The sequence below is a fragment of the Caldimonas thermodepolymerans genome (assembly GCF_015476235.1).
Taxonomy (GTDB): Bacteria; Pseudomonadota; Gammaproteobacteria; order Burkholderiales; family Burkholderiaceae_C; genus Caldimonas; species Caldimonas thermodepolymerans.
The window spans coordinates 507,440-531,354 of sequence record NZ_CP064338.1 but is presented as its reverse complement, the minus strand read 5'-3'; the positions used below and the strand labels follow the sequence as shown (position 1 = coordinate 531,354).

At 70.9% G+C, this 23,915-nt stretch carries 29 protein-coding genes; 18 read left to right on the top strand and 11 right to left on the bottom strand.

The window, feature by feature from the left end:
- The first annotated feature begins 14 nt into the window (after positions 1-14).
- Positions 15-1,346: an ATP-dependent protease ATPase subunit HslU gene (hslU, locus tag IS481_RS02630; RefSeq protein ID WP_104358258.1), complete on the top strand. Its 1,332-nt coding sequence runs from the start codon at positions 15-17 to the stop codon at positions 1,344-1,346.
- 34 nt (positions 1,347-1,380) lie between these two features.
- Here hslU and pcaG read toward each other — a convergent pair whose 3' ends face one another.
- A complete protein-coding gene (gene pcaG, locus IS481_RS02625) occupies positions 1,381-1,995 on the bottom strand; it encodes a protocatechuate 3,4-dioxygenase subunit alpha (protein WP_104358259.1) in 615 nt (204 codons plus the stop codon).
- Complete coding sequence (gene pcaH / locus IS481_RS02620) at positions 1,992-2,705, bottom strand: protocatechuate 3,4-dioxygenase subunit beta (RefSeq protein ID WP_104358260.1); 714 nt, start codon at positions 2,703-2,705, stop codon at positions 1,992-1,994. Before pcaH ends, pcaG begins: the two co-directional genes overlap by 4 nt.
- Before the next feature lie 99 nt (positions 2,706-2,804).
- On the opposite strand from pcaH, the gene pcaQ reads away from it, so the two are divergent.
- The 5 genes from pcaQ (at position 2,805) to IS481_RS02595 (ending at position 10,010) form a co-directional block, all read left to right on the top strand.
- The gene (gene pcaQ, locus IS481_RS02615) at positions 2,805-3,728 is read left to right on the top strand and encodes a pca operon transcription factor PcaQ (RefSeq protein WP_232529438.1); all 924 of its coding nucleotides are present in this window, start codon (positions 2,805-2,807) and stop codon (positions 3,726-3,728) included.
- A 142-nt stretch (positions 3,729-3,870) separates the two neighbouring features.
- Positions 3,871-6,690 carry a type VI secretion system Vgr family protein gene (locus IS481_RS02610; protein WP_104358261.1) on the top strand — a complete coding sequence of 940 codons (2,820 nt, stop codon included), beginning with the start codon at positions 3,871-3,873 and terminating at the stop codon, positions 6,688-6,690.
- Between the two features lie 21 nt (positions 6,691-6,711).
- Complete coding sequence (locus IS481_RS02605; RefSeq protein WP_146079553.1) at positions 6,712-8,133, top strand: DUF2515 family protein; 1,422 nt, start codon at positions 6,712-6,714, stop codon at positions 8,131-8,133.
- Positions 8,134-8,212: 79 nt separating this feature from the next.
- Positions 8,213-9,019, top strand: a complete 807-nt coding sequence (locus tag IS481_RS02600; RefSeq protein WP_146079554.1) for a hypothetical protein — start codon at positions 8,213-8,215, stop codon at positions 9,017-9,019.
- A 253-nt stretch (positions 9,020-9,272) separates the two neighbouring features.
- Positions 9,273-10,010 carry a hypothetical protein gene (locus IS481_RS02595; protein WP_104358264.1) on the top strand — a complete coding sequence of 246 codons (738 nt, stop codon included), beginning with the start codon at positions 9,273-9,275 and terminating at the stop codon, positions 10,008-10,010.
- Between the two features lie 43 nt (positions 10,011-10,053).
- Here the strand turns inward: IS481_RS02595 and bla are convergent, their stop codons facing one another.
- Positions 10,054-10,953: a class A beta-lactamase gene (gene bla, locus IS481_RS02590; protein WP_104358265.1), complete on the bottom strand. Its 900-nt coding sequence runs from the start codon at positions 10,951-10,953 to the stop codon at positions 10,054-10,056.
- A gap of 97 nt (positions 10,954-11,050) precedes the next feature.
- On the opposite strand from bla, the gene IS481_RS02585 reads away from it, so the two are divergent.
- Positions 11,051-11,914 (top strand): LysR family transcriptional regulator, encoded by an 864-nt coding sequence (locus IS481_RS02585; protein WP_104358266.1) that lies wholly within the window; start codon positions 11,051-11,053, stop codon positions 11,912-11,914.
- A 4-nt stretch (positions 11,915-11,918) separates the two neighbouring features.
- Here the strand turns inward: IS481_RS02585 and IS481_RS02580 are convergent, their stop codons facing one another.
- The gene (locus IS481_RS02580; RefSeq protein ID WP_104358267.1) at positions 11,919-12,398 is read right to left on the bottom strand and encodes a DoxX family protein; all 480 of its coding nucleotides are present in this window, start codon (positions 12,396-12,398) and stop codon (positions 11,919-11,921) included.
- Positions 12,399-12,535: 137 nt separating this feature from the next.
- Positions 12,536-13,117, bottom strand: a complete 582-nt coding sequence (locus IS481_RS02575) for an NUDIX domain-containing protein (RefSeq protein ID WP_104358268.1) — start codon at positions 13,115-13,117, stop codon at positions 12,536-12,538.
- Between the two features lie 147 nt (positions 13,118-13,264).
- Here IS481_RS02575 and IS481_RS02570 point away from each other — a divergent pair, with 147 nt between their 5' ends.
- From IS481_RS02570 to IS481_RS02560, 3 genes are all read left to right on the top strand, one after another.
- Complete coding sequence (locus IS481_RS02570; RefSeq protein ID WP_104358269.1) at positions 13,265-13,903, top strand: LysE family translocator; 639 nt, start codon at positions 13,265-13,267, stop codon at positions 13,901-13,903.
- A gap of 3 nt (positions 13,904-13,906) precedes the next feature.
- A complete protein-coding gene (locus IS481_RS02565; RefSeq protein WP_104358270.1) occupies positions 13,907-14,395 on the top strand; it encodes a metallophosphoesterase family protein in 489 nt (162 codons plus the stop codon).
- 68 nt (positions 14,396-14,463) lie between these two features.
- Positions 14,464-15,468, top strand: a complete 1,005-nt coding sequence (locus IS481_RS02560) for an SDR family oxidoreductase (protein WP_104358271.1) — start codon at positions 14,464-14,466, stop codon at positions 15,466-15,468.
- 14 nt (positions 15,469-15,482) lie between these two features.
- Here the strand turns inward: IS481_RS02560 and IS481_RS02555 are convergent, their stop codons facing one another.
- A complete protein-coding gene (locus tag IS481_RS02555) occupies positions 15,483-15,767 on the bottom strand; it encodes a DUF1161 domain-containing protein (RefSeq protein ID WP_165908652.1) in 285 nt (94 codons plus the stop codon).
- 186 nt (positions 15,768-15,953) lie between these two features.
- On the opposite strand from IS481_RS02555, the gene IS481_RS02550 reads away from it, so the two are divergent.
- On the top strand, positions 15,954-16,949 hold the full coding sequence (locus IS481_RS02550) for an LLM class flavin-dependent oxidoreductase (RefSeq protein WP_104358272.1): 996 nt from the start codon (positions 15,954-15,956) through the stop codon (positions 16,947-16,949).
- Here the strand turns inward: IS481_RS02550 and IS481_RS02545 are convergent.
- Positions 16,936-17,796 carry an MBL fold metallo-hydrolase gene (locus IS481_RS02545; protein WP_104358273.1) on the bottom strand — a complete coding sequence of 287 codons (861 nt, stop codon included), beginning with the start codon at positions 17,794-17,796 and terminating at the stop codon, positions 16,936-16,938. The genes IS481_RS02550 and IS481_RS02545 overlap by 14 nt on opposite strands.
- Positions 17,797-17,888: 92 nt before the next feature.
- On the opposite strand from IS481_RS02545, the gene IS481_RS02540 reads away from it, so the two are divergent.
- Genes IS481_RS02540 through IS481_RS02530 form a run of 3 tightly spaced genes read left to right on the top strand, consistent with a single transcriptional unit; the run spans position 17,889 to position 19,094 of the window.
- The gene (locus IS481_RS02540) at positions 17,889-18,227 is read left to right on the top strand and encodes an ArsR/SmtB family transcription factor (RefSeq protein ID WP_104358274.1); all 339 of its coding nucleotides are present in this window, start codon (positions 17,889-17,891) and stop codon (positions 18,225-18,227) included.
- Positions 18,224-18,658, top strand: coding sequence for a YeeE/YedE family protein (locus IS481_RS02535; protein ID WP_104358275.1), 435 nt, complete (start codon positions 18,224-18,226; stop codon positions 18,656-18,658). Before IS481_RS02540 ends, IS481_RS02535 begins: the two co-directional genes overlap by 4 nt.
- Before the next feature lie 13 nt (positions 18,659-18,671).
- Positions 18,672-19,094, top strand: a complete 423-nt coding sequence (locus IS481_RS02530) for a YeeE/YedE family protein (protein WP_104358276.1) — start codon at positions 18,672-18,674, stop codon at positions 19,092-19,094.
- 19 nt (positions 19,095-19,113) lie between these two features.
- Here the strand turns inward: IS481_RS02530 and IS481_RS02525 are convergent, their stop codons facing one another.
- Positions 19,114-19,593 carry a pilin gene (locus tag IS481_RS02525; RefSeq protein WP_165908653.1) on the bottom strand — a complete coding sequence of 160 codons (480 nt, stop codon included), beginning with the start codon at positions 19,591-19,593 and terminating at the stop codon, positions 19,114-19,116.
- Between the two features lie 74 nt (positions 19,594-19,667).
- Positions 19,668-20,054 carry a DUF3606 domain-containing protein gene (locus IS481_RS02520; RefSeq protein ID WP_104358277.1) on the bottom strand — a complete coding sequence of 129 codons (387 nt, stop codon included), beginning with the start codon at positions 20,052-20,054 and terminating at the stop codon, positions 19,668-19,670.
- 85 nt (positions 20,055-20,139) lie between these two features.
- Here IS481_RS02520 and IS481_RS02515 point away from each other — a divergent pair, with 85 nt between their 5' ends.
- On the top strand, positions 20,140-20,922 hold the full coding sequence (locus IS481_RS02515; RefSeq protein ID WP_104358278.1) for a Rossmann-fold NAD(P)-binding domain-containing protein: 783 nt from the start codon (positions 20,140-20,142) through the stop codon (positions 20,920-20,922).
- Here the strand turns inward: IS481_RS02515 and IS481_RS02510 are convergent.
- Positions 20,916-21,836, bottom strand: a complete 921-nt coding sequence (locus IS481_RS02510; protein WP_170067480.1) for a LysR family transcriptional regulator — start codon at positions 21,834-21,836, stop codon at positions 20,916-20,918. The two genes, IS481_RS02515 and IS481_RS02510, sit on opposite strands and share 7 nt — an antisense overlap.
- A gap of 91 nt (positions 21,837-21,927) precedes the next feature.
- Between IS481_RS02510 and IS481_RS02505 the strand changes: the two genes are divergently transcribed.
- From IS481_RS02505 to IS481_RS02495, 3 genes are all read left to right on the top strand, one after another.
- Positions 21,928-22,941 carry a zinc-dependent alcohol dehydrogenase family protein gene (locus tag IS481_RS02505; protein ID WP_104358279.1) on the top strand — a complete coding sequence of 338 codons (1,014 nt, stop codon included), beginning with the start codon at positions 21,928-21,930 and terminating at the stop codon, positions 22,939-22,941.
- A 143-nt stretch (positions 22,942-23,084) separates the two neighbouring features.
- Positions 23,085-23,297 carry a hypothetical protein gene (locus IS481_RS02500; protein ID WP_104358280.1) on the top strand — a complete coding sequence of 71 codons (213 nt, stop codon included), beginning with the start codon at positions 23,085-23,087 and terminating at the stop codon, positions 23,295-23,297.
- A gap of 1 nt (position 23,298) precedes the next feature.
- Positions 23,299-23,490 (top strand): DUF3606 domain-containing protein, encoded by a 192-nt coding sequence (locus tag IS481_RS02495; protein WP_104358281.1) that lies wholly within the window; start codon positions 23,299-23,301, stop codon positions 23,488-23,490.
- A 3-nt stretch (positions 23,491-23,493) separates the two neighbouring features.
- On the opposite strand, the gene IS481_RS02490 is transcribed toward IS481_RS02495, so the two are convergent.
- Positions 23,494-23,799 carry an H-NS family nucleoid-associated regulatory protein gene (locus tag IS481_RS02490; RefSeq protein WP_104358282.1) on the bottom strand — a complete coding sequence of 102 codons (306 nt, stop codon included), beginning with the start codon at positions 23,797-23,799 and terminating at the stop codon, positions 23,494-23,496.
- Positions 23,800-23,915: the final 116 nt, after the last annotated feature.

Below are 23,915 nucleotides of genomic sequence, written 5' to 3'. Positions count from 1 at the left end.
AGAAAGACGTCCACATGAGTGCGATGACGCCGCAGGAGATCGTCTCCGAACTCGACCGCCACATCGTCGGCCAGGCCAAGGCCAAGCGCGCCGTCGCGATCGCGCTGCGCAACCGCTGGCGCCGCCAGCAGGTCGACGAGAAGCTGCGCGCCGAGATCACCCCGAAGAACATCCTGATGATCGGCCCGACCGGCGTCGGCAAGACCGAGATCGCCCGGCGCCTGGCCAAGCTGGCCGACGCCCCGTTCATCAAGGTCGAGGCGACCAAGTTCACCGAGGTCGGCTACGTCGGCAAGGACGTGGACTCCATCATCCGCGACCTGGTCGACATGGCGGTCAAGCAGACCCGCGAGGCCGAGATGCGCAAGGTGCGCTCGCGCGCCGAGGATGCCGCCGAGGAGCGCGTGCTGGACGTGCTGGTGCCGCCGCCGCGCGGCGACTTCGGCCTCGCGCCCGCGCAGTCGCAGGACAACACCGCGCGCCAGGTGATGCGCAAGCGCCTGCGCGAGGGCCTGCTCGACGACAAGGAAATCGAGATCGAGGTGGCCGACGTCAAGCCCACGCTCGAGATCATGGGCCCGCCGGGCATGGAGGAGATGACCGAGCAGCTGCGCGGCATGTTCGCCAACCTCGGGGCCGGCCGGCGCAAGACGCGCAAGCTGCGCATCGCCGAGGCCCTGAAGCTGCTGGTCGAGGAAGAGGCCGCCAAGCTGCTCAACGAGGACGAGGTCAAGGCCAAGGCGCTGGCCAACGCCGAGCAGAACGGCATCGTCTTCATCGACGAGATCGACAAGGTCGCCTCGCGCTCGGACGTGGCCGGCGCCGACGTCTCGCGCCAGGGCGTGCAGCGCGACCTCCTGCCGCTGGTCGAAGGCACCACGGTCAACACCAAGTACGGGATGGTCAAGACCGACCACATCCTGTTCATCGCCTCGGGCGCGTTCCACCTCAGCAAGCCGAGCGACCTGATCCCCGAGCTGCAGGGGCGCTTCCCGATCCGCGTCGAGCTGGAGTCGCTGTCGGTGGACGACTTCGAGGCCATCCTCACGCAGACGCACGCCAACCTGACGTTGCAGTACCAGGCGCTGCTGGCCACCGAAGGGCTGAAGCTGGAGTTCACGCCGGACGGCATCCGGCGCCTGGCGCAGATCGCCTACGACGTCAACGAGCGCACCGAGAACATCGGCGCGCGGCGGCTGTCCACCGTGATGGAGCGCCTGCTGGACGAGGTGTCGTTCGAGGCGTCCCGCCTGAGCGGCCAGACCGTCACGATCGACGCGGCCTACGTCGACGCACGGCTGGCCGAGCTGTCGAAGAACGAGGACCTGTCGCGCTACATCCTCTGACGCGGCGCGCGACAGGCCCCGGGCCGGGCGGCCCTCAGAGGTCGAAGAACACGGTCTCCTGCGGCCCCTGCATGCGGATGTCGAAGCGGTAGGCCACGCCCGCCGGGCCGGTCTCGCGGCGCGCGATCAGCGTGTCGCGCCGTTCGGCCGGCACCGACTGCAGCACCGGGTCCTCGGCGTTCGCGGCCGCCTCGTCGTCGAAGTAGATGCGCGTGAAGGCGTGCGAGAGCATGCCGCGCATCGTCACGATCACGTCGATGTACGGCGCCTCGCCGGGGCCGCCTGCGGCCGGCTTGATCGTGTGGAAGACGAAGCGGTGCTCGGGATCGGTGCCGGTGCCGCAGCGCCCGAAGCCGCGGAAGCCCGTCTCGCGCGCCTGCGCCTCGCTGGCGACCTCGCGCCCGCGTGCATCGAGGTGGCAGATCTCGATCATCGCGTCGTCGATCGGCCGGCCCTCGCCGTCGAGCACCTGCCCGTACAGGCGGATGTGCTCGCCTTCGGCGTGCGGCTGCGCCAGCACCGGCGTGTAGGCGCTTTCCAGGTCGTAGTGGTACTGCCGCGGCGTCAGGCCGTACGCGAAGTACGGGCCCACGGTCTGCGAAGGCGTCTGGGGCAGGCGCTGCCCCGCCGGAAGGGTGGATGCGCTCATCGGGGGGTCTCCATCGGGGTTTCTTGCGGGCCGCGCAGCACGATGTCGAATTCGTAGCCCAGCGCGAATCCGGGTTCGGTCACGTCCAGGGTGAAGCGCGAGATCAGGCGGTCGCGCGCGCCGGCCGGCGTGCCCTGGAAGATCGGGTCGTGCGCCAGCAGGGGGTCGCCCGGGAAGTACATCTGCGTCACCAGCCGGCTGGCGAAGTACTCGCCGAACAGCGAGAAGTGGATGTGGTTGGGCCGCCAGGCGTTCGGGTGGTTGCCCCAGGGGTAGGCGCCCGGCTTGATCGTCAGGAACCGGTAGCGGCCCTCGTCGTCCGTGAGGCAGCGGCCGGCACCGAGGAAGTTGGGGTCCAGCGGCGCGTCGTGCTGGTCGTTCTTGTGGATGTAGCGGCCGGCGGCGTTGGCCTGCCAGATCTCCACCAGCGCACCGCGCACCGGGCGGCCACGCTCGTCCAGCACCCGGCCGGTCACGATGATGCGCTCACCCAGCGGCTCGCCGTTCTTCGCGGCGTTGCGCGTCAGGTCGTGGTCCAGCGGGCCGATCGCGTCATGCCCGTAGACCGGCGCGCGCAGCTGGCGCAGGTTCTCTTTGAGCGGAATCAACGGCTTGGTCGGGCCGCGCAGCACCGTGGACTTGTAGTCCGGGTGGATGTACGGCGGGTGGCTGCCCCAGTCGCGGGGGCTGAGCTTGGGTTGGGCACTCATCGCATGTCTCCTCTTTGGGGTGAGGCCACTTTATGCATTACCTTGAGTTAAGTAAATTCACGAATTATCAGCAAATCCATTCCTGATGATTATCAAAAGATGGACTCTCCGCTCCTGCACCGCCTGCAGCTGCGCCACCTGCACTGCTTCCTGGCCGTCGCGCGCCTGGGCAACCTGCGCCGCGCGGCGGAGTCGCTCGCGGTCACGCAGCCGGCCGTGACCAAGACGCTGGCCGAGCTGGAAGACATCCTGGGCGTGGCGTTGTTCGTCCGCAGCCGGCGCGGCGCGGCGCTCACACCCCAGGGCCATGAGTTCCTGCGACATGCCAACACGGTGGTGTCGCTGCTCGGCGAGGCGGTCGACAGCATCAGCGGCAGCCGGGCCCGCCCGGCGCTGCGCGTCGGGGCGCTGCCCACGCTCGCCGCCTCCTTCCTGCCGCGCGTGCTGCAAGGCCTGCAGCCGCTCGGTGCGGTGCAGGTGTCCACCGGGCGCAACCGCGAGCTGCTCGACCGCCTGCAACACGGCGAGCTGGACATCGTGATCGGCCGCCTGGCCGAACCCGAACAGATGGTGGGGCTGAGCTTCGAGCACCTGTTCTCCGAGCCGCTGGTGGTGGTGGTGCACCCGGCACACCCGCTCGCCGCCACCCGCCCGGTCGAGGCCGCCGCGCTCGGCCGCTATCCGCTGGTGCTGCCGCTGGGCGGCACGCTGATCCGGCACGCGGCCGACAGCCTGCTCGCCACCCACGGCATCCAGCCGCACAGCGGCGTGGTCGAGACGCTGGCGGTCTCGCTCGGCCGGCGCCTGTGCCTGGAAAGCCAGGCCGCCTGGTTCACGCCGCTGAGCGCCGTCGCGCCGGACCTGGCCGACGGCCTGCTGCACCGCCTGCCGCTGGCCACCGGCACCCACGAGCCGGTGGGCCTGGCGCTGCGCACCGACCAGACGCCCCCGCCGCCGCTGCAGGCGCTGGTGGCGGCAGTGCGGCGCGCCGCGCGCCAGATGGCGCCGGTGCACGACGACTGAAGGCCCATCCGCCGCCGCGTCGGCGTGTACGGCGGCGACAAATTGCAAACGAAGGTAATCCCCGCGCGGGCGGCCCCCGCGGCCGCAGTGCCCCGGCGACATACTCCCGCCCCAAAAACCAGAGGTACCCAGGGAGGGGAGCATGTCGTTGCACGCCCGGGCCGACGCGGCATGGCATGACGCGTTGCGCCTGCCGTTCCTGACGCAGCAGGCGCGGCTGCTGCGCCTCGAACTCCGCCGCGCGGGCGCACCGCTGGTGCCCGAGCAGGCACTGGTCCGCGAGGCGGTCAACCAGCCCTTCGAGATCACGGTCGACGCGCTGTCGCCCGACACGGCCCTGCCCTTGCGCGAATGGCTGGGAACGCCGGCGACGCTGCGGCTGGTCGGCCCCGACGGCGGCCTGCGCCCGTGGCACGCCCTGGTCGCTGCCGCCAGCCACCTCGGAGCCGAGGAAGGCCTGGCGCGCTACCGCCTGGTGCTGGTGCCGTGGCTGCGCCTGCTGGAGCAGCGTTGCGATGCCTATGCCTTCCAGGACCGCACCGCGCTCGAGATCGTCGAGGAGGTGTTCGCCGACTACCCGATGGCGCACTGGCAGGTCGCGGTCACCGAACCGCTGCGCCGGCGCAGCCTGTGCATCCAGTACCGCGAGACCGATCTCGAGTTCGTCACGCGGCTGCTGGCCGAGGAGGGGCTGAGCTACCACTTCGAGCACCTCGACGGCGAGGCCCTGGAGGACGCCGCGCATCGCGGCCAGGCCGGTCACGTGATGGTGATCACCGACCGCGCCGCGCCCCGCCGGCACCTGGGCCCCCTGCGCTACGCGCGCGCCGACGTGCGCGTGGGCGCGCGGCCGGTCGACGGCATCACGGCGTTCGCGGCCCGGCATGCGGTCGGCCCGAACGCGGTGACGCTGGGCGCGTGGGACTACAAGCAGCTGGCTGGCATCGCTGCTCAGGCGGCCAGCGCGCCCGGCGAGGCCGAGCTGCCGTTGCTCGAGGTCTACGACGGTGCGGGCCAGTACCGCTACCAGGACCGCACGCAGGCCGCGCGCGCGGCCGCCCTGGCCCTGGATGCACTCGAACTGGGCGGCCTGCGCTTCGACGGCGAGGGCGCCGCGCGGGTGCTGGCCGCAGGCGTGCAGTTCGAGCTGCACGACCACCCGATGCTGGACCGGTGCTACACCGTGCTGGCGGTCGAGCACGAGATCCGCAACCACCTTGGCGAGTCGCCCGCCGACCGGCCCGGCCCGCCCGGGCTGGAGCCCGGCAGCTACCGCAATCGCTTCGCCTGCTGCCTCGCCACCACACCCGTGGTGCCGCTCCCTCGGCGCAAGCCCACCGCCCCCGGTTGCCAGACCGCGCTGGTGGTGGGTGTCAGCGGCGAGCCGCTGACCACCGACCGCGACCTGCGCGTCAAGCTGCAGTTCCCCTGGCAGCGCGGCGTCCACCCCAACCCGGGCGGGCTGCATCACGACAGCCCCGGCGACCCCACGGGCAACGCGCCAGGCAACGAGCAGTCCGGCACCTGGGTGCGCGTGACCGTGCCCTGGGCCGGTGCGAACTGGGGCGCGGCCTTCGTGCCGCGCGTCGGCACCGAGGTGCTGGTCGAGTTCACCGAAGGCGACATCGACCGCCCGGTGATCGCCGGACAGCTCTACAACGGCGAACACCTGCCACCCTATGCCGCGGGCGAGGGCTCCGGCGTCAACCATCCCGGCGTGATCAGCGGCCTGTACAGCCACGCACTGGATGGCGAGGGCAGCAACACCTGGGTGATCGACGACACCACCGGGCAGCTGCGCATGCGTTTCCTGGCCACCCAGGCCATGAGCGAGCTGGGCCTGGGCCACCTGATCCAGCAGGGCACCCACGGCGCGCATCGTGGTCCCTGGCGCGGCAGCGGCTTCGAGCTCGCCACCCGTGGCTGGGCGAGCATCCGCGCCGCCGAGGGCCTGCTCGTCACCACCACGGCCCGCCCGCAACAGGGCGCGTCGGTGAGCGGCACGCAGATGGACGCCGCCGAAAGCCTGGGACAGCTGAAGGCCGCCCATGCGCTCGGCCAGCGCCTGGACGAAACGGCGCGGGGCCACCAGGCGCTCGGGCTCGCCAGCCACGACCCCGACGAGGCCTTCGAGCACGTCATCCGCCAGATCGACCCGACCCGCGACGGCCGCTACACCGGGCCGGTCAACGGCCAGGTGCCGGCCCAGGCCCGCCCCGGCTCGCGCGAGCCGGGCGACCCGGTCGAACGCTTCGCCGAGCCGCTGGTCCTGATGGACACCCCGGCCGCAGCCGCCTTCACGACGCCGGCCACGCTGGCCAGCTTCGCCGCGCAGGACCAGAGCCTTGCGGTGCAGTCGGACCTGCACGAGGCCGCGGCGCACACCGCCAGCAGCGTCAGCGGACGCACCACCAGCCTTTTTGCCCACGACGGCGGCATCCAGGCCGTCGCGGCACACGGGCCCGTGTCGCTGCGCGCGCACACCGACCAGCTGGCCCTGTATGCCGACCAGGAGGTGCGCGTCGTCTCGGTCCATGACGAGATCCACATCCAGGCGCGCGAGCGCATCGAGATCGTCGGCGGCGAGAGCCGGCTGACGCTGGCAGGCAGCGACATCACCTTCGCCTGCCCGGGCACGTTCACGGTGCAAAGCGCGGGGCATCACTGGGAAGGGCCGGCTCACCACTCCGTGCAGCTCCCCACACTGCCTCGTGCCGTCAACGCTCCGCTCCCGCCCCACAACCCGCTGTTTACTTCCTACGATGAACAAGTGGTGTTCAAAGATGCGCTGGGCTTCCCCATCAACGGTCGACTCCGCTATGCCGTGGTCAACATGGCAGACACCACGCAGTCGGTCGAGGGCGACACCCTGATCCGTGGAGAGGTCGAACGCATGGAGACCCCCGAAGCTCACCCCCTGGAAACCCGTCTGCGCTACGCACGCTTCAGGTTCGACGCCTGACCGCACTCCCGAGGACACGCGATGGCCGCTACTGAGGACCTTTCCCTGACAGACGACGTGCTGGGAACCTGTCGCACCAACAACACCCCCGGCTCACGCCATGATCAGACTGTCGAAGCCCATCACCTCTGGTCCTATGCACAGGAAGAAGCCCTAATCGCAGTGAGCGAGCCCGCGCCGGATCGTTGCTGGCGCCTGATCACAGATCCTGAACGGCGTGCCCGGCGCATCGCGGCACGGTATGCAGATCTCTACTTCCGCAGTGCAGAGAAGTCCCGTGGAACGATGCAGTTCTACTGGGTGGCGTTGGCAGCCTTCGTCGTCAAGGACATCGTCGGAGCATTCCAGTATGCACGCGAGAAAGTCCTGTCCGGCGGGTTGAACAATGCCCTGCGGACCTCCAGCCTCTCGTCGCTGGGATCAGTACTACTCTCAGGTGGATCGCCCTACGAACATGCCATGCGGGTCTATGCGGCACTCGCCAAAGGAAACCTGTGGTTGTTCATGGACATCTATCCGTGGATGTGGTTCGTGCTCGAGTACTGCATCCGCCCAGACGGGACCCTGCACCCGGCGCTATTGCGGGATCACGTTCACAAACGTCAAACGGCCACGCTGCATCGCGAATCCCGCATGGCAGTTGAACACCTCCCCTTCAACCAGTCTTGGTGTGCTCGCCTTCAGGAGCATCTAGGCAGCGACGTGGTGTACGAAGGCGCACGCCGGTTTCTTGACCAGCCCACGATCTCGCAGGGTCCTGCTGGCGGCTATGGACACCACGTAGCCCGGGCACTGCAAGCGCACGCCCATGTGCGCCAGTACGCCGTGATCCATGACAGGGGCTACCGCATGCCCGCAGGCTGCTACTGGTCGGACTTCAGGGAAGCGTTCTACGTACTTGAGGAAGAACGCAAGGAGCTGAAACGTATCGCCGAGGATGTCCAAGCCGTGCGGCGACTCAAACAAGTGGCAAGATTCGAAGCCAGCGAGGACATGGTGGCGGCCTATGAGGCGCTGCTCCGCCAAGCGAACTCCAGCCACGAGAACGACCGAGTCCAGGAACAGCGGTTTGAGTTGCTGGCGATCGCAAGGCACGAGCAGCTCCGCATCTTGCGACCTTTGATCTACGCGGATGCCATGCTGGTCGCAACGATGAATCTGAATCACTGGATTGCCCGCACCCTGGGATCTGCGTTCTCCCAGCCCTACGAGCTGGTCTTCGACGCGGGATTCGCTACCGAAGACCATGCACTTCGCGTCCGATTCGACGAGCCTTCTGGTGCTTGGGATCGCGCCACGGGCCCGAAGAGATCCTTGCCCAACCCACGTGACCGCATGAGTTACGTTCGGGAGATCGCCGCTCGCTTCGACAGACTCATGAACGAAAGGCGGACGCACATGGAAAGCGTGCTACAGACCATCCGAGGCTGGATCAATGCCTAACCGACGCCACTTCATCGCCCTCGGTTCGGGCGCCCTCGCGTCCCTTGTGATGGGGACTACTGACAGTCGGAGGTCTTCCATGCACGAAGTGCGTTTCTCCGTCGGCCATGACATTCATGAAACAGCCCGACGATCGGGCGTTCCCGAGTTTCGGGTCCAGGATGTCGCCGGGCTGCTGATGTACCACGTGTCCGGCGTCCCGGAAGACGTGGTGTTCCGCTTCGACCACCCTGGCCAGGAAGTGTCCTGGCACCCTGTGGCGACGTTCGGGATGTATGCGGACCGCCGCCTCGGCCACAAGGTCCACGCCACCACGCTGCAACTGTCCCCCAGGGCGTTTGCCGCCGCCCCTGCCGGCAGCGAAGAGGAGCACCGTCTCGCCAAGGCGTACATCGAAGGCACCATCGCCCAGTTCCAGCAGGGGCAGTGGCAGCGCCATGCCACCCCTGGAACGGACGTCATGTTCACCGGGAGATCGAGCTATCTGGACGAAGACGGCAACGTCAACCCCCAGGCGACACGGGCGCCCGACCCGGCGTACGAGGTTCCGTGGGAAGACTGGCCGGCATTCGTGAAAGGCCGTCCCGCGTGGCGATGGACCGGGACGGGCGTGCTGGCCACGCTCTCGGTGGTGTACCTCTGCGCGGCGCGATCCGACGATGTTTCACCTTACGACATCTCTCTGGAGTTCGAGTTGCTGGATCACCGGATCCGGCGAGACGCCGAAAGCCTGGCCAAGAGGCTGCAGGACGGCGATGCCAAAGGCTGGAACAGCTCGGCCAGACACGAAACCTGGCAGCAGGAGCGCAGGGACCGGATCGAGCGCCTGATCCACAACGCGCTGAAGCGTGGGGACGCCGTCGTCCCGTTCCCCGAGAACCAGTGACGCGCACGTCCCGCACCTGACTGACCGGCGGGGTGCCCCTCGGAGGACTGCTGTACGGCGAGACGGGCGACGCCTGCCCCCGCAGCGGCGTATGGGCATGGGTCGAGGACAGCGTCAAGGCAGCCGTCCGCAAAGGCGACCGCATGCCCGGCCTGGATGGCCGTCCTGTGACGTGGACGTGGCGCCGCGAGCGCTGAACCTGTCGAGGTCCTGCGCCGTCCGTTGCCTCTCTGTCAGAAACTCGTTCGCCCCCATGTGGCTGTACAAGCACCACACCTGCAGTGACATCATCGACCTCGACCCGGTCACGGGCCGCTGGCGGTACGTGGAGGACGCCGAAAAGCCTCCAGGCGCCCGCGTGCTGGCCGAGCTGCCCGTGCGGGGCAGCTACACGGAGGTCGACGGGAAACGCTTCTGCAGCTACTGGACCGATGACGACCGCTTCGAATTCCGTACCCCCGAGGGGCGGGTCATCGAGATCTGCCGCAAGTTGCCGGATGGCACCGTACAGGAAAGCCATCCCGGACTGCGCTGCGTCATCGAGCCCTCCCGCGAGCGCGACGGCCGCCTGAAGCCGGGCTGGAGCGACGTCTCGCTGGTCACCGCCCAGGGTGACGTGCTGTATCGCCTGAGTTACGACGCCGGCACCTACCTGAGGCTGTACGCTTCGGACTTCACCGCGGCAGCCGCGATGCAGGGGCTCGCCGACTGGGACTTCTTCGTGGCGCTCAAGGAAGCGATCGAGGTCTTTGCGAAGCGTGCTGCCTCCGGGCAACGCCAGCTCACGCTGTCCCACGACGGTGCGGTGATCGAAGGCAGGAAGGTGCCCAAGGACGACTTGCTGTTCGCCGGCTCCGGTACGAGCTGCCCCCGCTCCGGTGTGTGGGTCTGCGTGGAAGACATGCGAGCTGCGCGGATCGTGCAGGCCGGCGAGCCCATGCCCTGCGTGGGCGATCAGCCGGTGCAGTGGGTCTGGAGCCGGTCCCGCTGACCCACTGGCGAGGATGTCCCCCGCCGGCTCGGCATGTAATCTTTCACTTGCCTGCCGTATAGGCCCGGGTCACCTGCTGCGCCACCCGGGCCAGCGCGGCATTGCGGGCTGCGTCGCTGGCCTGCGTTTCGGCCAGGTAGGCCGCGACGACGACCGGCGGCCGGTCGGCCGGCCAGTAGATGCCGACGTCGTTGGTCGCACCGCGTGCGCCGCTGCCGGTCTTGCTGCCCAGCGCCCAGCCCGCCGGCACATGGGCGCCGAGGCGCTGGCCGTTGGTCTTGCAGTCCTGCAGCCATCGCACCAGTTGTGCTCGGCCGGATCGGGACAGCCCCTCGCCCAGCACCACGGTGCGCAGCAGTTGCGCCATCGCGCGCGGCGAGGTGGTGTCGCGCGGATCGCCCGGCCGTGCCTCGTTGAGCTGGGGCTCGGTGCGGTCCAGGCGCGTGACCGTGTCTCCCTGCGAGCGGATGTAGCGGGTCAGGCCTTGCGGGCCGCCCAGCGTCGCCAGCAGGAGGTTGGCCGCGGCGTTGTCGCTGAGCGTGATGGTGGCCTCGCAGAGCTGGCCCACGGTCATGCCGGTGCCGACGTGCCGTTCCGTCACCGGCGACCAGGGAACAAGGGCCTCGGGGCCGTAGACGATGCGCCGGTCCAGCCGCTCCAGCCCCTGGTCCACCCGGTGCAGCACATGCGCGCCGAGCACCCATTTGAAGGTGCTGCACATCGGGAAGCGCTCGTCGAGCCGGTGGCCCTGCAGCACGCCGGTGGCCGTGTCGAGCACGGCCACCCCGAGCCGCCCGCGGGACTCGTTTTCGATGGCGAGCCAAGTGGCCGCCGGAACTGCAGGGGAACCGCCCCCCCGGTTTTCCTGGGCCTGGGCCCGAGGCATGAGGACGGCGGTGCCGGCCAGCGCGGCCAGCCCGCCGAGGAAGTCGCGTCGCTCCATGTCCGTCGTGTCTCCTGTGAAAGCCCGCAACGATAGGCACGCCCGCCGCACGGGACAAGCGGTCTTTCCGAGGAGCAGCCATCAGAGAATCCTGGGCATGCACCTGCCCCTCAATGCCTTGCGGGCGTTCGAGGCCTCGGCCCGCCACCTCAGCTTCACGCGCGCCGCCATCGAGCTCAACGTCACCCAGTCGGCCGTCAGCGCCCAGGTCAAGAACCTGGAAGAACGCCTGGGCGTGTCCCTGTTCCGGCGCCTGCCGCGCGGCCTGGCGCTGACCGACGAAGGACACGCCTTGCTGCCGATGCTCTCGGAAACCTTCGCGCGCATCGGCGCCGTGCTCGAGCAATTCCGCGACGGACGGCTGCGCGAGGTGCTGACCGTCGCGGTGGTGGGCACGTTCGCGGTCGGCTGGCTGATCCCGCGCCTGGAGGCCTTCCACCGCGACCATCCCTTCGTCGACCTGCGCCTGCTCACCCACAACAACCGCGTGGACCTGGCCGGCGAGGGCCTGGACTACGCGATCCGCTTCGGCGACGGTGCGTGGCACGGCACGCACGCCGAGCCGCTGATGGACGCGCCGCTGTCGCCGGTGTGCACGCCGGAGATCGCCGCACGGCTGCGCGAGCCGGCCGACCTGGCGCGCGAGACCCTGCTGCGCTCGTACCGGACCGACGAATGGGCCCGCTGGTTCGGCGCGGCCGGTGTCGCACCACCCCTGCTGCGCGGCCCGGTGTTCGATTCCTCGGTGACCATGGCCGCTGCCGCCATGCAGGGCCTGGGCGTCGCGTTGCTGCCACCGGCCATGTTCGGGCAGGCGCTGCGCGACGAACGACTGGTGCAGCCGTTCGGGATCGCGGTGTCGACCGGCCGCTACTGGCTGACGCGTCTGAAGTCGAAGCAGGAAACCATCGCCATGCGCGAGTTCCGCGCCTGGCTGCTCGCGGCGGTGGCGGCCGGGTGAGGCGTCACGCCGGCGCGGTCCGGCGCAGCCCCCGCCCGCGCAGCAGGAACCACCACGTCCAGCCCAGCAGGACCAGCTGCAGGGGCGCGCGCACCAGCAGGTACGCCGGCCCCCAGGCGTGCCCGCCCATCGGGGCGTGCTGGAAGGCCGCGTAGACGTTGGCCGGAAAGAAGGCCACGAGCACGAGCGCCGCGGCCCAGGCCGACAGCGTGCGCCAGCGGCGCAGGAACAGCCCCAGCGCGATCGCGATCTCCAGCACGCCGGTGGCGTGCACCAGCGCGAGCCGCTGCGGCACCCAGGGCGGCAGCATCCGCGTCATCGCGTCGGCCTGCAGGAAATGCCCGCTGGCCGTGAACAGGAACAGCAGGCCCAGCCCCCAGGCGGCGGCTTCCGCGTCCGACCACAGCGGGGCGGCACGCCGCCACAGGCGGCCGGCCAGCAGCGGCAGGGTCAGGATGAGCAGCATCAACAACGGCGTGACCATGGCAGGCTCCTCTGAAGTGGAACGATCGATGCCTGCACTGTGGCGCGCCCCGGCCGGCATGCCGAGCGCCATGCGACGACACGGCCGACGGCCGGCGCGAAATGCCGCCTGGACGACGCGAACTGCCGTGCGGGTCGTCAACGGAAGATGTGCAACGCCGCGTACTGCAGCAGCATGATGGTCTTGGCGTCCCGGATGCGGCCGTCCTCGACCATGCGCAGGGCCTCGTCGAAGCCGAGCTCCAGCACCTCGATGTCCTCGCCCTCGTGGGCCAGCCCGCCGCCCTCGCCGACACGGGCGTTGCGGTCGTACTCGCCGACGAAGCAGTGCACCACCTCGGTCACCGCGCCGGGGCTCATGTAGGCCGAGAACACCTGGCGCACCTCGCCGACCCGGTAGCCGGCCTCCTCCTCGGCTTCGGCGCGGATGCGCTCTTCCGGCGAGGCATCGTCGAGCAAGCCGGCGGGGGTTTCGATCAGCAGGTCGTCGCAGCCGTTGACGAAGGCCGGGTAGCGGAACTGCCGGGTCAGGATCACCGTGCGCTGCTGCGGGTGGTATAGCAGGATGGTCGCACCGTTGCCGCGGTCATAGGTCTCGCGGGTCTGCGTCTGCCATTGCCCGTCGCGCCGGCGCCACTCGAAGGTGGTCTTCTTCAGCACGTAGTGGTCGTCGGACAGCACCTGCACGTCGCGCACGCGCACGCGGTCTTGCACGCTCATCGTCGATCTCCGGAAACTGCCGTGCAGCATGCCAGATCCGGGCGCCGCCCCTGCAAGCGGATGCAGGCGCGGCCCGGCGCGCTGCAGGGGCGTCGCGCTTTCCGTTCTAATCCGGGGTATCCGTCCTCGCCTGCGCCTTCCATCCCCATGTTCGGCATCCACGACCTGGCCCTGTTCATCGTTTCGGGCTTCCTCCTGAACCTCTCGCCCGGCCCGGATTCGCTGCTCATCATGACCCGCAGTGCCGCACAGGGCTGGCGCGCCGGCTGCGTGGCTGCCTGGGGCGTCGGTGCCGGCGTGCTGGTGCACGTGCTGGCCGCGGCGCTGGGGCTGTCGGCGGTGCTGGCGACCTCGGCGACCGCGTTCACCGTCGTGAAGCTGGTCGGCGCCGCCTACCTGGTGTGGGTGGGCATCGGCATGCTGTGCAGCCGGGCGCAGGACGCCACCGTGGCGGCCGACGCCGCCCTGCCGCCGCTGCCGTACCGCCAGATCTTCCTGCAGGGCCTCCTGACCAATGCGCTCAACCCCAAGGTGGCGATCTTCTTCCTCGCCTTCGTGCCGCAGTTCATTGCACCGGATGCGCCGGACAAGCCGCTGGCCTTCCTGGTGCTGGGGTTGATCTTCGACTTCAACGCCATGCTGTGGTGCAACGCGCTCGCCGTCGGCACCGCCCTGGCGAGCCGGCGGCTGCGCATCGGCGCGCGCGCTTCGACCTGGCTCAACCGCGCGATCGGCGGCATGTTTGTCGCGCTGGGTGTGCGGCTGGCGCTGAGCCGCCAGGGCTGAGCGATGGCGTTCCAGCTCGGGCTGATCTCGGACACGCACGGCCTGCTGCGCGAAGAAGCGCTCGCGGCCCTGCGCGGCTGCGACCACATCGTGCATGCCGGCGACATCGGGCCGGGGGGCATCCTGCAGCGCCTGGCCGGACTGGCCCCGGTGACCGCGGTGCGCGGCAACAACGACCTGGGGCTGGCCGAGTTCGCACAGCTGCCGGACGAGGTGCAGGTCGAGCTGGGCGGCATCGGCGTGTACGTCCTGCACGACCTGGCGCAATTGCGCATCGATCCGGTGCAGCACGGCGTGCGGCTCGTCATCTCGGGCCATTCGCACCAGCCGCGCATCCAGACCCGCGACGGCGTGCTGTACGTCAACCCGGGCAGCGCCGGCCCGCGCCGCTTCGCGCTGCCGGTGAGCGTGGGCCGGGTGACGCTCGGTCCCCAAGGTTTGCACGCGCAGACCCTGGCACTCCCGGTCGCGCCGCCGGTGCGCCGGCGCTGAGACCCGCCGCCCCCGGGCATGCGGGCTGCCAGGGAAGGAGGGACCCCCTTCAACCTGGAGCACCCACCATGGCCCGAACCGACAGCCGCAGCAACGGGCGGCATGACCCCGACGCGGTGGCCGCGCGCCAGCGCGCCATCCAGCATGCGCAGGACGAACGCGACGAGCAGGCGCAAGGCGATGCCACCCCGGGCGAGCCGCCCCCCACCGGCACGCGGGACCAGCCGCGCAACCCGCTGCCACAGCAACACCTGGAGAAGCCGGGCCTGGAAACCGAGATGGCACTCAAGCCGCGCTTCATGGCCCCGGACTACCAGGGCAGCGGCAAGCTGCGCGACATGGTGGCGCTGATCACCGGCGGCGATTCCGGCATCGGCCGCGCCGTCGCGGTGCTGTACGCGCGCGAAGGCGCCGACGTGGCCATCGCCTACCTCAACGAACACGAGGACGCCGAAGAAACGAAGCGCTGCGTGGAGGCCGAAGGCCGTCGCTGCCTCCTGATCGCCGGCGACGTGAAGGACCCGGCCTGGTGCCGGCGCGCCGTCGAACAGGTCGTGCAGGCCTTCGGCGGGCTGGACATCCTGGTCAACAACGCCGCCTTCCAGGAGCATGCGCAGTCGCTGGAGGACCTCAGCGAGGAACGCTTCGACGAGACGCTGCGCACCAACGTCTACGGCTACTTCCACATGGCCAAGGCGGCGCTGCCGCACCTCGGGCCCGGCTCGTCGATCATCAACACCGGCTCGGTCGTGGGGCTGCGCGGCAGCAGCCACCTGCTCGACTACTCCACCACCAAGGGCGCGATCCACGCCTTCACCAAGGCGCTGGCGCAGAACGTGCTGGAGCGCGGCATCCGCGTCAACGCGGTGGCGCCCGGGCCGGTATGGACGCCGCTGAACCCGGCGGACTCCCCGCCCGAGAAGGTGCAGGACTTCGGCCGGCAGACCGACATGAAGCGCGCCGCGCAGCCGGAGGAGCTGTCGCCGGCGTACGTGTTCCTCGCCTCGCCGGTGTGCGCCTCCTACGTCACCGGCATCGTGCTGCCGGTGACCGGCACGGTGGGCGCGATCTGAGGACCGCGCGGCGCTCAGGTCATCGCGCGGGTCTTCTGCGCATGGGCCTTGGGCACGCGCTGGTAGACGATCTTGGCGGTGCCGCCGTTGCAGGTCCCGACGACCCGGCCCTGGGCCTCGGCATCGGCATCGACCACGTCCAGCCGGTAGTGGCGCACGCCGTTGGCCTGCAGCTTGGCCTCGATCTGTTCGACCAGCGCGTCGCATTCCAGGCGCTCGGCCCAGACCACGGCCGGCAGCGCGGCCGCGGCGACCAGGCACAGGCTGAGGACGAGGCGGGAGGCGGAAGCGGTGTTCATGGGCGGCTCCTTGCAGGCGTTGCCACGACGGCAACGCCGTGCATGCTGACGGCCGCATGTGTGCCCGGTGTGAAATCCGCGTGAAGTCGCGCGACCGCCCGGCGGATGCGGGCTTGGAGCGCCGCGCTGCACGAAACGCCCGGACCGGCTAGGCTGTGGGGACTCACCACGCCGTGCGCGCAGACCATGATCCCGTTCTCCGTCCTTGATCTCGCTCCGATCCCGCAGGGCAGCGACGCCGCCCAGTCCTTCCGCAACACGCTCGACCTGGCACAGCATGCCGAGCGCTGGGGCTACCGCCGCTACTGGCTGGCCGAGCACCACGGCATGCCCGGCATCGCCAGCGCCGCGACCGCGGTGCTCATCGGCCACGTGGCGGGCGGCACGTCGACGATCCGCGTCGGCGCCGGGGGCATCATGCTGCCCAACCACGCGCCGCTGGTGATCGCCGAGCAGTTCGGCACGCTCGCCTCGCTCTACCCGGGCCGCATCGACCTGGGGCTGGGGCGCGCGCCGGGCTCGGACCCGACCACCGCGCGGGCGCTGCGCCGCAACCTGATGTCGGACCCGGAGGAGTTCCCGCAGGACGTGGTCGAGCTGATGGACTACTTCGCCGGCTCGCCGCGCCAGCCAGTGCGCGCGGTGCCGGGCGCGGGGCTCGACGTGCCGATCTGGATCCTGGGCTCCAGCCTGTTCGGGGCGCAGCTGGCCGCCGCGCTGGGCCTGCCGTACGCGTTCGCGTCGCACTTCGCGCCGGCGCAGATGATGCACGCGATCGAGCTGTACCGCGCGCAGTTCCGGCCCTCGCCGCAGCTGGACCGTCCTTACGTGATGCTCGGCTTCAACGTGTTCGCGGCCGACACCGACGAGGAAGCGCGCTTCCTCGCCAGCTCGGCGCAACAGTCCTTCGTGAACCTGCGCAGCGGCCGGCCCACGCAGCTGCCGCCGCCGGTCGAGGGGTACCTGGAATCGCTGGACGAGCCGCGGCGCGCGCTGCTGCAGTCCATCCTGTCCTGCTCGGCGATCGGCTCGCCGCAGACGGTGCGCGAGGCGATGGCGGCCTTCATCGAGCGCACCGGGGCGGACGAGCTGATGATCACCTCCAACATCTACGACCACGCCAAACGGCTGCGCTCCTACGAGATCGCCGCGGCGGTGCGCGACGAGCTCACAGGGCGTTGAGCGGGATCTTCAGGTAGGCGATGCCGTTGGGCTCGGGCGGCGGCAGCTCGCCCGCACGCACGTTGACCTGGATCGCCGGCAGCATCAGCGTGGGCATGTCCAGCGTGCCGTCGCGCGCGGTGCGCATCGCGACGAACTCGTCCTCGCCGATGCCGTCGCGCACGTGGATGTTGTGCGCCCGCTGCTCGCCCACCGTGGTCTCCCATTGCGGCCCGCGCCCGGCCGGCGGGTAGTCATGGCAGACGTACAGGCGCGTGGCCTCCGGCAGCGCGAGCAGGCGGCGGATCGAGCGGTACAGCTGGCGCGCATCGCCGCCGGGGAAGTCCGCCCGCGCGGTGCCCACGTCGGGCATGAACAGCGTGTCGCCGACGAACACCGCGTCGCCGATGCGGTAGGCCACGTCGGCCGGGGTGTGCCCGGGCACCGCGATCGCCTCGCCTTCCAGCGCGCCGATGTGGAAGCGCTCGCCGTCCTGGAACAGGTGGTCGAACTGGCTGCCGTCGCAAGGGAAGCCCGCGCCCAGGTTGTACAGCCGCTTGAAGACGCGCTGCACCGCGCCGATCTGCGCGCCGATGCCGATGCGCCCGCCCAGCACCCGCTTGAGGTAGCCGGCCGCCGAGAGGTGATCGGCATGGGCGTGCGTCTCGAGCAGCCACTGCACCGACAGGCCATGCCGCAGCACGTAGTCGATCAGCTCGTCCGCGTGCGCGGTGGAGGTGCGGCCGGACTTCGGGTCGTAGTCGAGCACCGGGTCGATCACCGCCGCCGCCGTGCCGCCCTGCTCGTGCACGACGTAGCTGACGGTTCCGGTCTCCGGGTCGTGGAACCCTTGCACTTGCATCTGCATCGCGGCCTCCGGTTGCCGGCTGAAACCCCTGCCGGTTGACGGAACAATATATCAGAAAACATAATATATCAATCTAAACTGTTCACCCCCCGATGCCTTCCGCCACTGCCACCGACATGGACGCGATGCGTGCGGCTGCCACCGATGCGGCCGCCCTGCTGCGCCTGATGTCGAACGAGGACCGCCTGCTGCTGCTGTGCCAGCTGTCGCAGGGCGAGTGCTGCGTCGGCGCGCTGGAGGCGCTGCTGGACATACGCCAGCCGACGCTGTCGCAGCAGCTGGGCGTGCTGCGCAACGAGGGCGTGGTCGCCACGCGGCGCGAGGGCAAGCACATCTACTACCGCGTCAGTGACGAACGGGTGCTGCAGCTGCTGCAGCTGCTCTACGACATGTTCTGCGCGCCCGCCCCCCGCTCCCGGAGACATCGATGACCATTGCCTGGAACGAGTTCACCCCCTGGGCGTCGCTGGCCGGCGGCGTGCTGATCGGCCTGGCTGCGGCGCTGCTCGTGCTGTTCAACGGCCGCATCGCCGGCATCTCCGGCATCCTCGGCGGCCTGCTGCGCCCGCGCGCCGGCGACGTCGGCTGGCGCGCGGCCTTCGTGCTGGGCCTGGTCGCGGCGCCGGTGCTGTGGCGGCTGTTCGCCGAGCTGCCGCCGCTGCGCATCGAGGCCGGCTACGTGCTGCTGGCGGCCGCCGGCCTGCTGGTGGGCGTCGGCACGCGCTGCGGCTCGGGCTGCACCAGCGGCCACGGCGTGTGCGGGCTGTCGCGGCTGTCGCCACGTTCGCTGGTCGCCACGCTCGCCTTCATGGCCACGGGCTTCGCCACGGTGTACGTGATGCGCCACCTGGTCGCGGGCTGAAGGAGAGACCCCCGTGCTGCACGTCCTTGCCTTCCTGTCCGGCCTGGTGTTCGGCCTCGGGCTGCTGGTGGCCGGCATGGCCGACCCGGCCAAGGTGCTGGGCTTCCTCGACCTGGCCGGGGCCTGGGACCCGTCGCTGGCCTTCGTGATGGGCGGCGCGATCGCGGTGGGGCTGGTGGCCTTTGCCGTGGCGGGGCGCCGGCGCCGCTCGCTGCTCGGCGCGCCGATGCAGCTGCCCTCGACCCGGGGCATCGACCGGCGCCTGGTCGTCGGCGCGCTGCTGTTCGGCATCGGCTGGGGCCTGGCGGGCATCTGCCCCGGCCCGGGCGTGGTGCTGCTGGGCACCGGCGCCGTCGAGGGGCTGGTGTTCGTGCTGGCGATGCTCGCCGGCATGTGGGCGTACGACCGCTGGGCCGCGCACCGCAGCGAGGAATGAGCGCGCCGCCCGCGCGCCTTCAGCGGCAGTTGAGCGGCAGGTAGCGCTCCGGCACGTCGGTGCGGTTGCGCCCGTGCACGGTCATGCGCTGCGGCACCGGCGCGTGGCCGCACACCCAGGCCACCGGCACCACCGGCGCGTCCTCGACCACCGCCGGGCGCAGCGTCAGGGTCCTGCCGCGCAGCGCCCCGTTGGCCTGGTTGCCGAAGGTCACGTGCACCGCGCCATCCTCGACGCGCACGCTGCTGACATGATTGCCGACGATGCGATCGGGCGGTGGCAGCCCCGCCGCGGCGTTGTCCTGCGGCAGCTCGCGTGCCGTGCTCCACATCGACGCGACCGGGCGGCGGGCCAGGTCGACCAGCGGCATGGCCTCGACGATCTGCTCGCGCACCAGCCGCGCCTGCATCGAAGGCACCGCCATCAGCGCCAGGATGGCGATGATCGCGAGCACGACCACCATCTCGATCAGCGTGAACCCCGCCTGCCTTGCCCTCACGTCCAGCCCTCCAGCGTGCGAGCCGACATTGTGAGGCCGGCCACGCGGCGGCGCGCGCCGCGTCCCGCCGGGCGTCAGCGTCGCGGCCTGCGCAGGGCTTCGCGCACCGCGGCGACGTGGGCACCGACGCGGCCGACCGCGTCGTGCAGCTCGGCCTCGCTGCAGCCGAGCTCGCGACACCAGTACTGCACCTCGAGCGGGTCCAGCAGGTGGATGCGGCCGCGGTCCAGCGGCTCGAAGTCCTGCCGCGTGTCGTCCTCGCCGGAAGGCTGCGCCAGGCAGCCGTCCCCGCGCAGGCCGGAGGCGGGGTCGATGCCGTCCGGGCGACAGGCACCGGACTGCAGCGTCGTGTCGATGCCTGCGCCCGGGTCCTCCTCGCCGGCCACCGATTCGGCGCCGATGTCCACCGGCGCCGGCCGGTGGCCCGGCGCCGGCGCGTGCGATCCATGCTTGCGTTCCATCGCGACTCCTCCTGGGGGATCCGTCGGGCCGGACCGATGCGGCAAGTGGCGTTCCCGTGCCGGCTGCGGGCATACTGCAGCCACCATGACCCTGCTGAACGAGGCGCTGCGCGCCGCCCACGCCCCTGCCCCCCGGCCCGCCGCTGCGGCCCGTACCGTGCTCGTCGTCGGCGCCGGCGGCGCGCTCGGCTCGGCGGTGCTGGAGCAGGCTCTGGGTGGCGGCGGATTCCGGCAGGTGCAGGCGCTGGTCGCCGCGCCGGTGGCGCCGGCGCTGGCCACGTTCCATCCGCTGCCCGAGGCGCAGCTGGCACGACGCGGGACACAGGCCGACACCGCCTTCGTCGTCTTCGACCGCGAGCGCCACGTCAACGGCCGCGACGAGGCCTTCGTGCGGCCGCAACCCGAACAGCTGCCCGGCATCGCACGGCGCCTGCACGCAGCCGGCGTGCGCCACCTGCTGGTGGTGCTGCCGCATGCCCCGGGCGCGCTGCCGCAGGCCCTGCAGCAGGGACTGGCTTCGCTGGACGAGCAGGCGGTGGCGGCGCTGGACTTCCGGCACGTCCTGTTCGTGCGTTCGCCGCAGGCGCCGGCAGGTGCCACCGCGCGCGGGCTGCAGCGCCTGGCCCACTGGATGCTGGGCCAGCTGCAGATGATGCTGCCGCAACAGCACCAGCCGGTGCGCGCGGCCCGGCTGGCCGCCTTCGCGGTGCACCTGGCACGGCGACTGCCCGACGCCGCCCCCGGCACGCGCGTGGTGCCGCCGGAGGTGTCGTGGCTGGCCTCGCAGGTCGACGAGGCCGAAGTGGCGCGGGCGTGGCTGGCGGGCGAGCCGCTGCCCACGGTGGCTGGCCGGCGGCCGCGCTACTGACGACGCCCCTGGCGCCGCAGGCGCTCCTTCAGCACCGCCTCCAGCGTGTCCACCGCCCGCGCCAGGCGGCCCAGGTGGAGTGCGCGCACCAGCGAGACCGTCATGCGCAGGCGCAGCCCCGGGACACTGACGCGCCGCAGCTTCATCCGGCTCCACGCCTCGGCCCGGCGCCGCGGCATCACGCCCACGCCCAGCCCGCGTTGCACCAGGCCGGCCTGCAAGGCCGCATCCTGCACCTCGGCCGCGACGTGCAGGGCGACGCCGCTGCGCTCCACCGCCGCGCGCAAGGCGCCGCGCGATCCGCAGACCGTGTCCGGCGTCAGCACCCAGCCGATGCGGTTGAGCGCCTCCAGGCGCGGGCGCGCGGGCAACGGCAGCTGCGGCGAGACGAGGAACACCAGGTCATCCTCCGCGAGCACCTGCCCGCGCGGCGGCGGCATCGCGTCGGCGGCACCGGCCAGGTGGATCACCGCCGCGTCCAGCTCGCCGCGGTCGACGCGCGCCAGCAACTCGCTGCTCCAGCCGCTTGCCAGTTGCAGGCGCACCGCCGGGTGGCGCCGGCCCAGCTCGTGCAGGCCGTCCGCGAGGGCCGGCTCGCACAGCGCGTGAGCCAGTCCCAGGCGCAGCACGCCCTTGGGCTCGGCGCTCTGCGAGGCCACCTGCTTCAGCTCCTCGACCGCCGCGAGCACCTTGCGCGCCTCGGCCAGCACCGCGACGCCGGTAGGCGTCAGGCGTGCAGGCTTGCTGCGCCGGTCCAGCAGCTGCGCGTCCAGCAGGGCTTCGAGCCGCTGCAGCTGGCGCGTCACCGCCGGCTGCGTCAACGGCAGGCGGCGCGCGACTTCCTGGGCCGAGCCCAGCTCGGCAAGCAGCACGAAGGTCCTGAGTTCGCTGAGCATGACTTGCGCCATATGCATGAAGATGATCCACATTATGAATTTGCATGCGGATCCGCGGCACGCCAGAATCGGCGCCAGAGCTGAACGAAGCGAAGAAAGGACCTGTCCGATGAGCACCTTGTGCCTTGCGATCCACCACCACGGGTTCGACGGCCTGCAGCCGGTGCGCCGCACCCTGCCGGAACCCGGTCCGCGCGAAGTGCGCCTGCGCATGCGCGCGATGAGCGTCAACTACCGCGACCTGCAGGTCGTGCTCGGCACCTACCACACGCGCTTCGAGCTGCCGCTGGTGCCCCTGTCCGACGGCGTCGGCGAGGTCGAGGTGGTGGGCGAGGCGGTCACGCGCGTCAAGCCGGGCCAGCGCGTGATGCTGGCATTCTGGGAACGCTGGGTCGACGGCCGCTTCCAGCCGGGCGAGGCCGGCAGCTCGCTGGGCGGCCCGCGCGACGGCGTGCTCGCCGAGCAGATCATCGCGTCGGAGGATCGCCTGGTGCCCGTGCCCGACGAGCTGACCGACGTGCAGGCCGCCACCCTGCCCTGCGCCGGCGCGACGGCCTGGAACGCCCTGGTGGCCTCGGGCGGGCTGCGCCCCGGCGAGGTGGTGGTGGTGCAGGGCACCGGCGGCGTCTCGCTGTTTGCGCTGCAGTTCGCCGTGATGGCCGGCGCACGCGCCATCGTGACCTCCAGCAGCGACGAGAAGCTGGCGCGTGCCCGCGAGCTGGGCGCCTGGGGCACGATCAACTACCGGCGCACGCCGCAGTGGGCCGCCGAGGTCCTGGCGCTGACCGGCGGGCGTGGCGCCGACCACGTGATCGAGGTGGGCGGGCCCAACACCTTCTCGCAATCGCTGCAGGCGCTGCGCCCGGGCGGCCAGGTCAACATCATCGGCTACCTGGGCGGCACCGAGGGAATGATCAACCCGCTGGAGATCTTCCGTCGCCCGGCCGTGGTGCGCGGCATCGCGGTCGGCTCGCGCGTGATGCTGGAACAGGTGGCCGCGGCCTATGCCGCCAGCACGCTGCGCCCGGTGATCGACCGCAGCTGGCCGTGGACCGAGGCTGCCGAGGCCCTGCGCCACCTGCAGTCGGGCGCGCACTTCGGCAAGCTGGTGCTGACGGTCTGACCCTCCCGCGCGAGCGTGGCAGCGCACCGCGCCGGCTTGTGGTCACGGGACGACAGCCCTGTCGGTGCGCCGCTGACGCGGTCGCGACGGCACCTGTGGCGCAATGGGGCCATGGAAGACCACGGCTGACGAAGGAGGCCCCCATGCACTACCTGATCGACAAGGACGAGTTCCTGCGCGCCTTGCAGGAGCTGGACGAGGAACTGACGATCGAGATCGACAGCGAGGTCGTCAGCCACGCATGGCGCTGCGCGGGCTGCGGCCACGAACACGTCACGTTCGAGATGACGCCTGCGCCGCTGATGTGCCATTGCGGGGAAACGGGCCTGCTGCCGGTGTGGCCGACCCTGCACTGAGATGAAGCGCCACGACACCCCGTTGCTGGACCCTCGCGACGAGGCCAGCATGCGCCACTGGGCGGAAAAGCTCGCCGTCACGCCGGGCCTGCTGCGCGAAGCCGTGGCGCAGGTCGGCGCCGACCCGCAGCGCGTGGGCGCCTGGCTGCTGCGCCGGCGCAGCGACGACCATGCGGTGCGCCGCCGCAGGTGAGCTTCAGTTGCCCGCCGCCTGCGCGTCCGCGATGCGCAGCTCTTCGACGGTGTAGCCTTCCTGCAGCAACGCGCGGCGCAGCCATTCCGGCTGCGAGCCCGAGCCGTCCCAGGTGTCGCCCGTGACCGGGTGGCGGTAGCGCGGCGGGCGGGGCCCGTCGTCCGGCGCGGCTGAGGTCCCGTCACAGGGCGGCGCAGCACGCGCGATGTCTTCCGGCTTGATCTGCCAGAACTCCATCAGGAAGCGAATACGGCGGCGCGCCGCTTCCCTTTCGGCTTCGAACTCCGGGTCGGCTGGCCGTTGATTCATGACTGGCGCTGGGTGGGACCGAAGGGTTGTCGTCAGGCCCTCAAGCATAGACAAATTGCCCCGAGCCGCCGCCTTGCCCCGGAAGACCCCCACGGAACGTCCTGGTTCCGCGACGC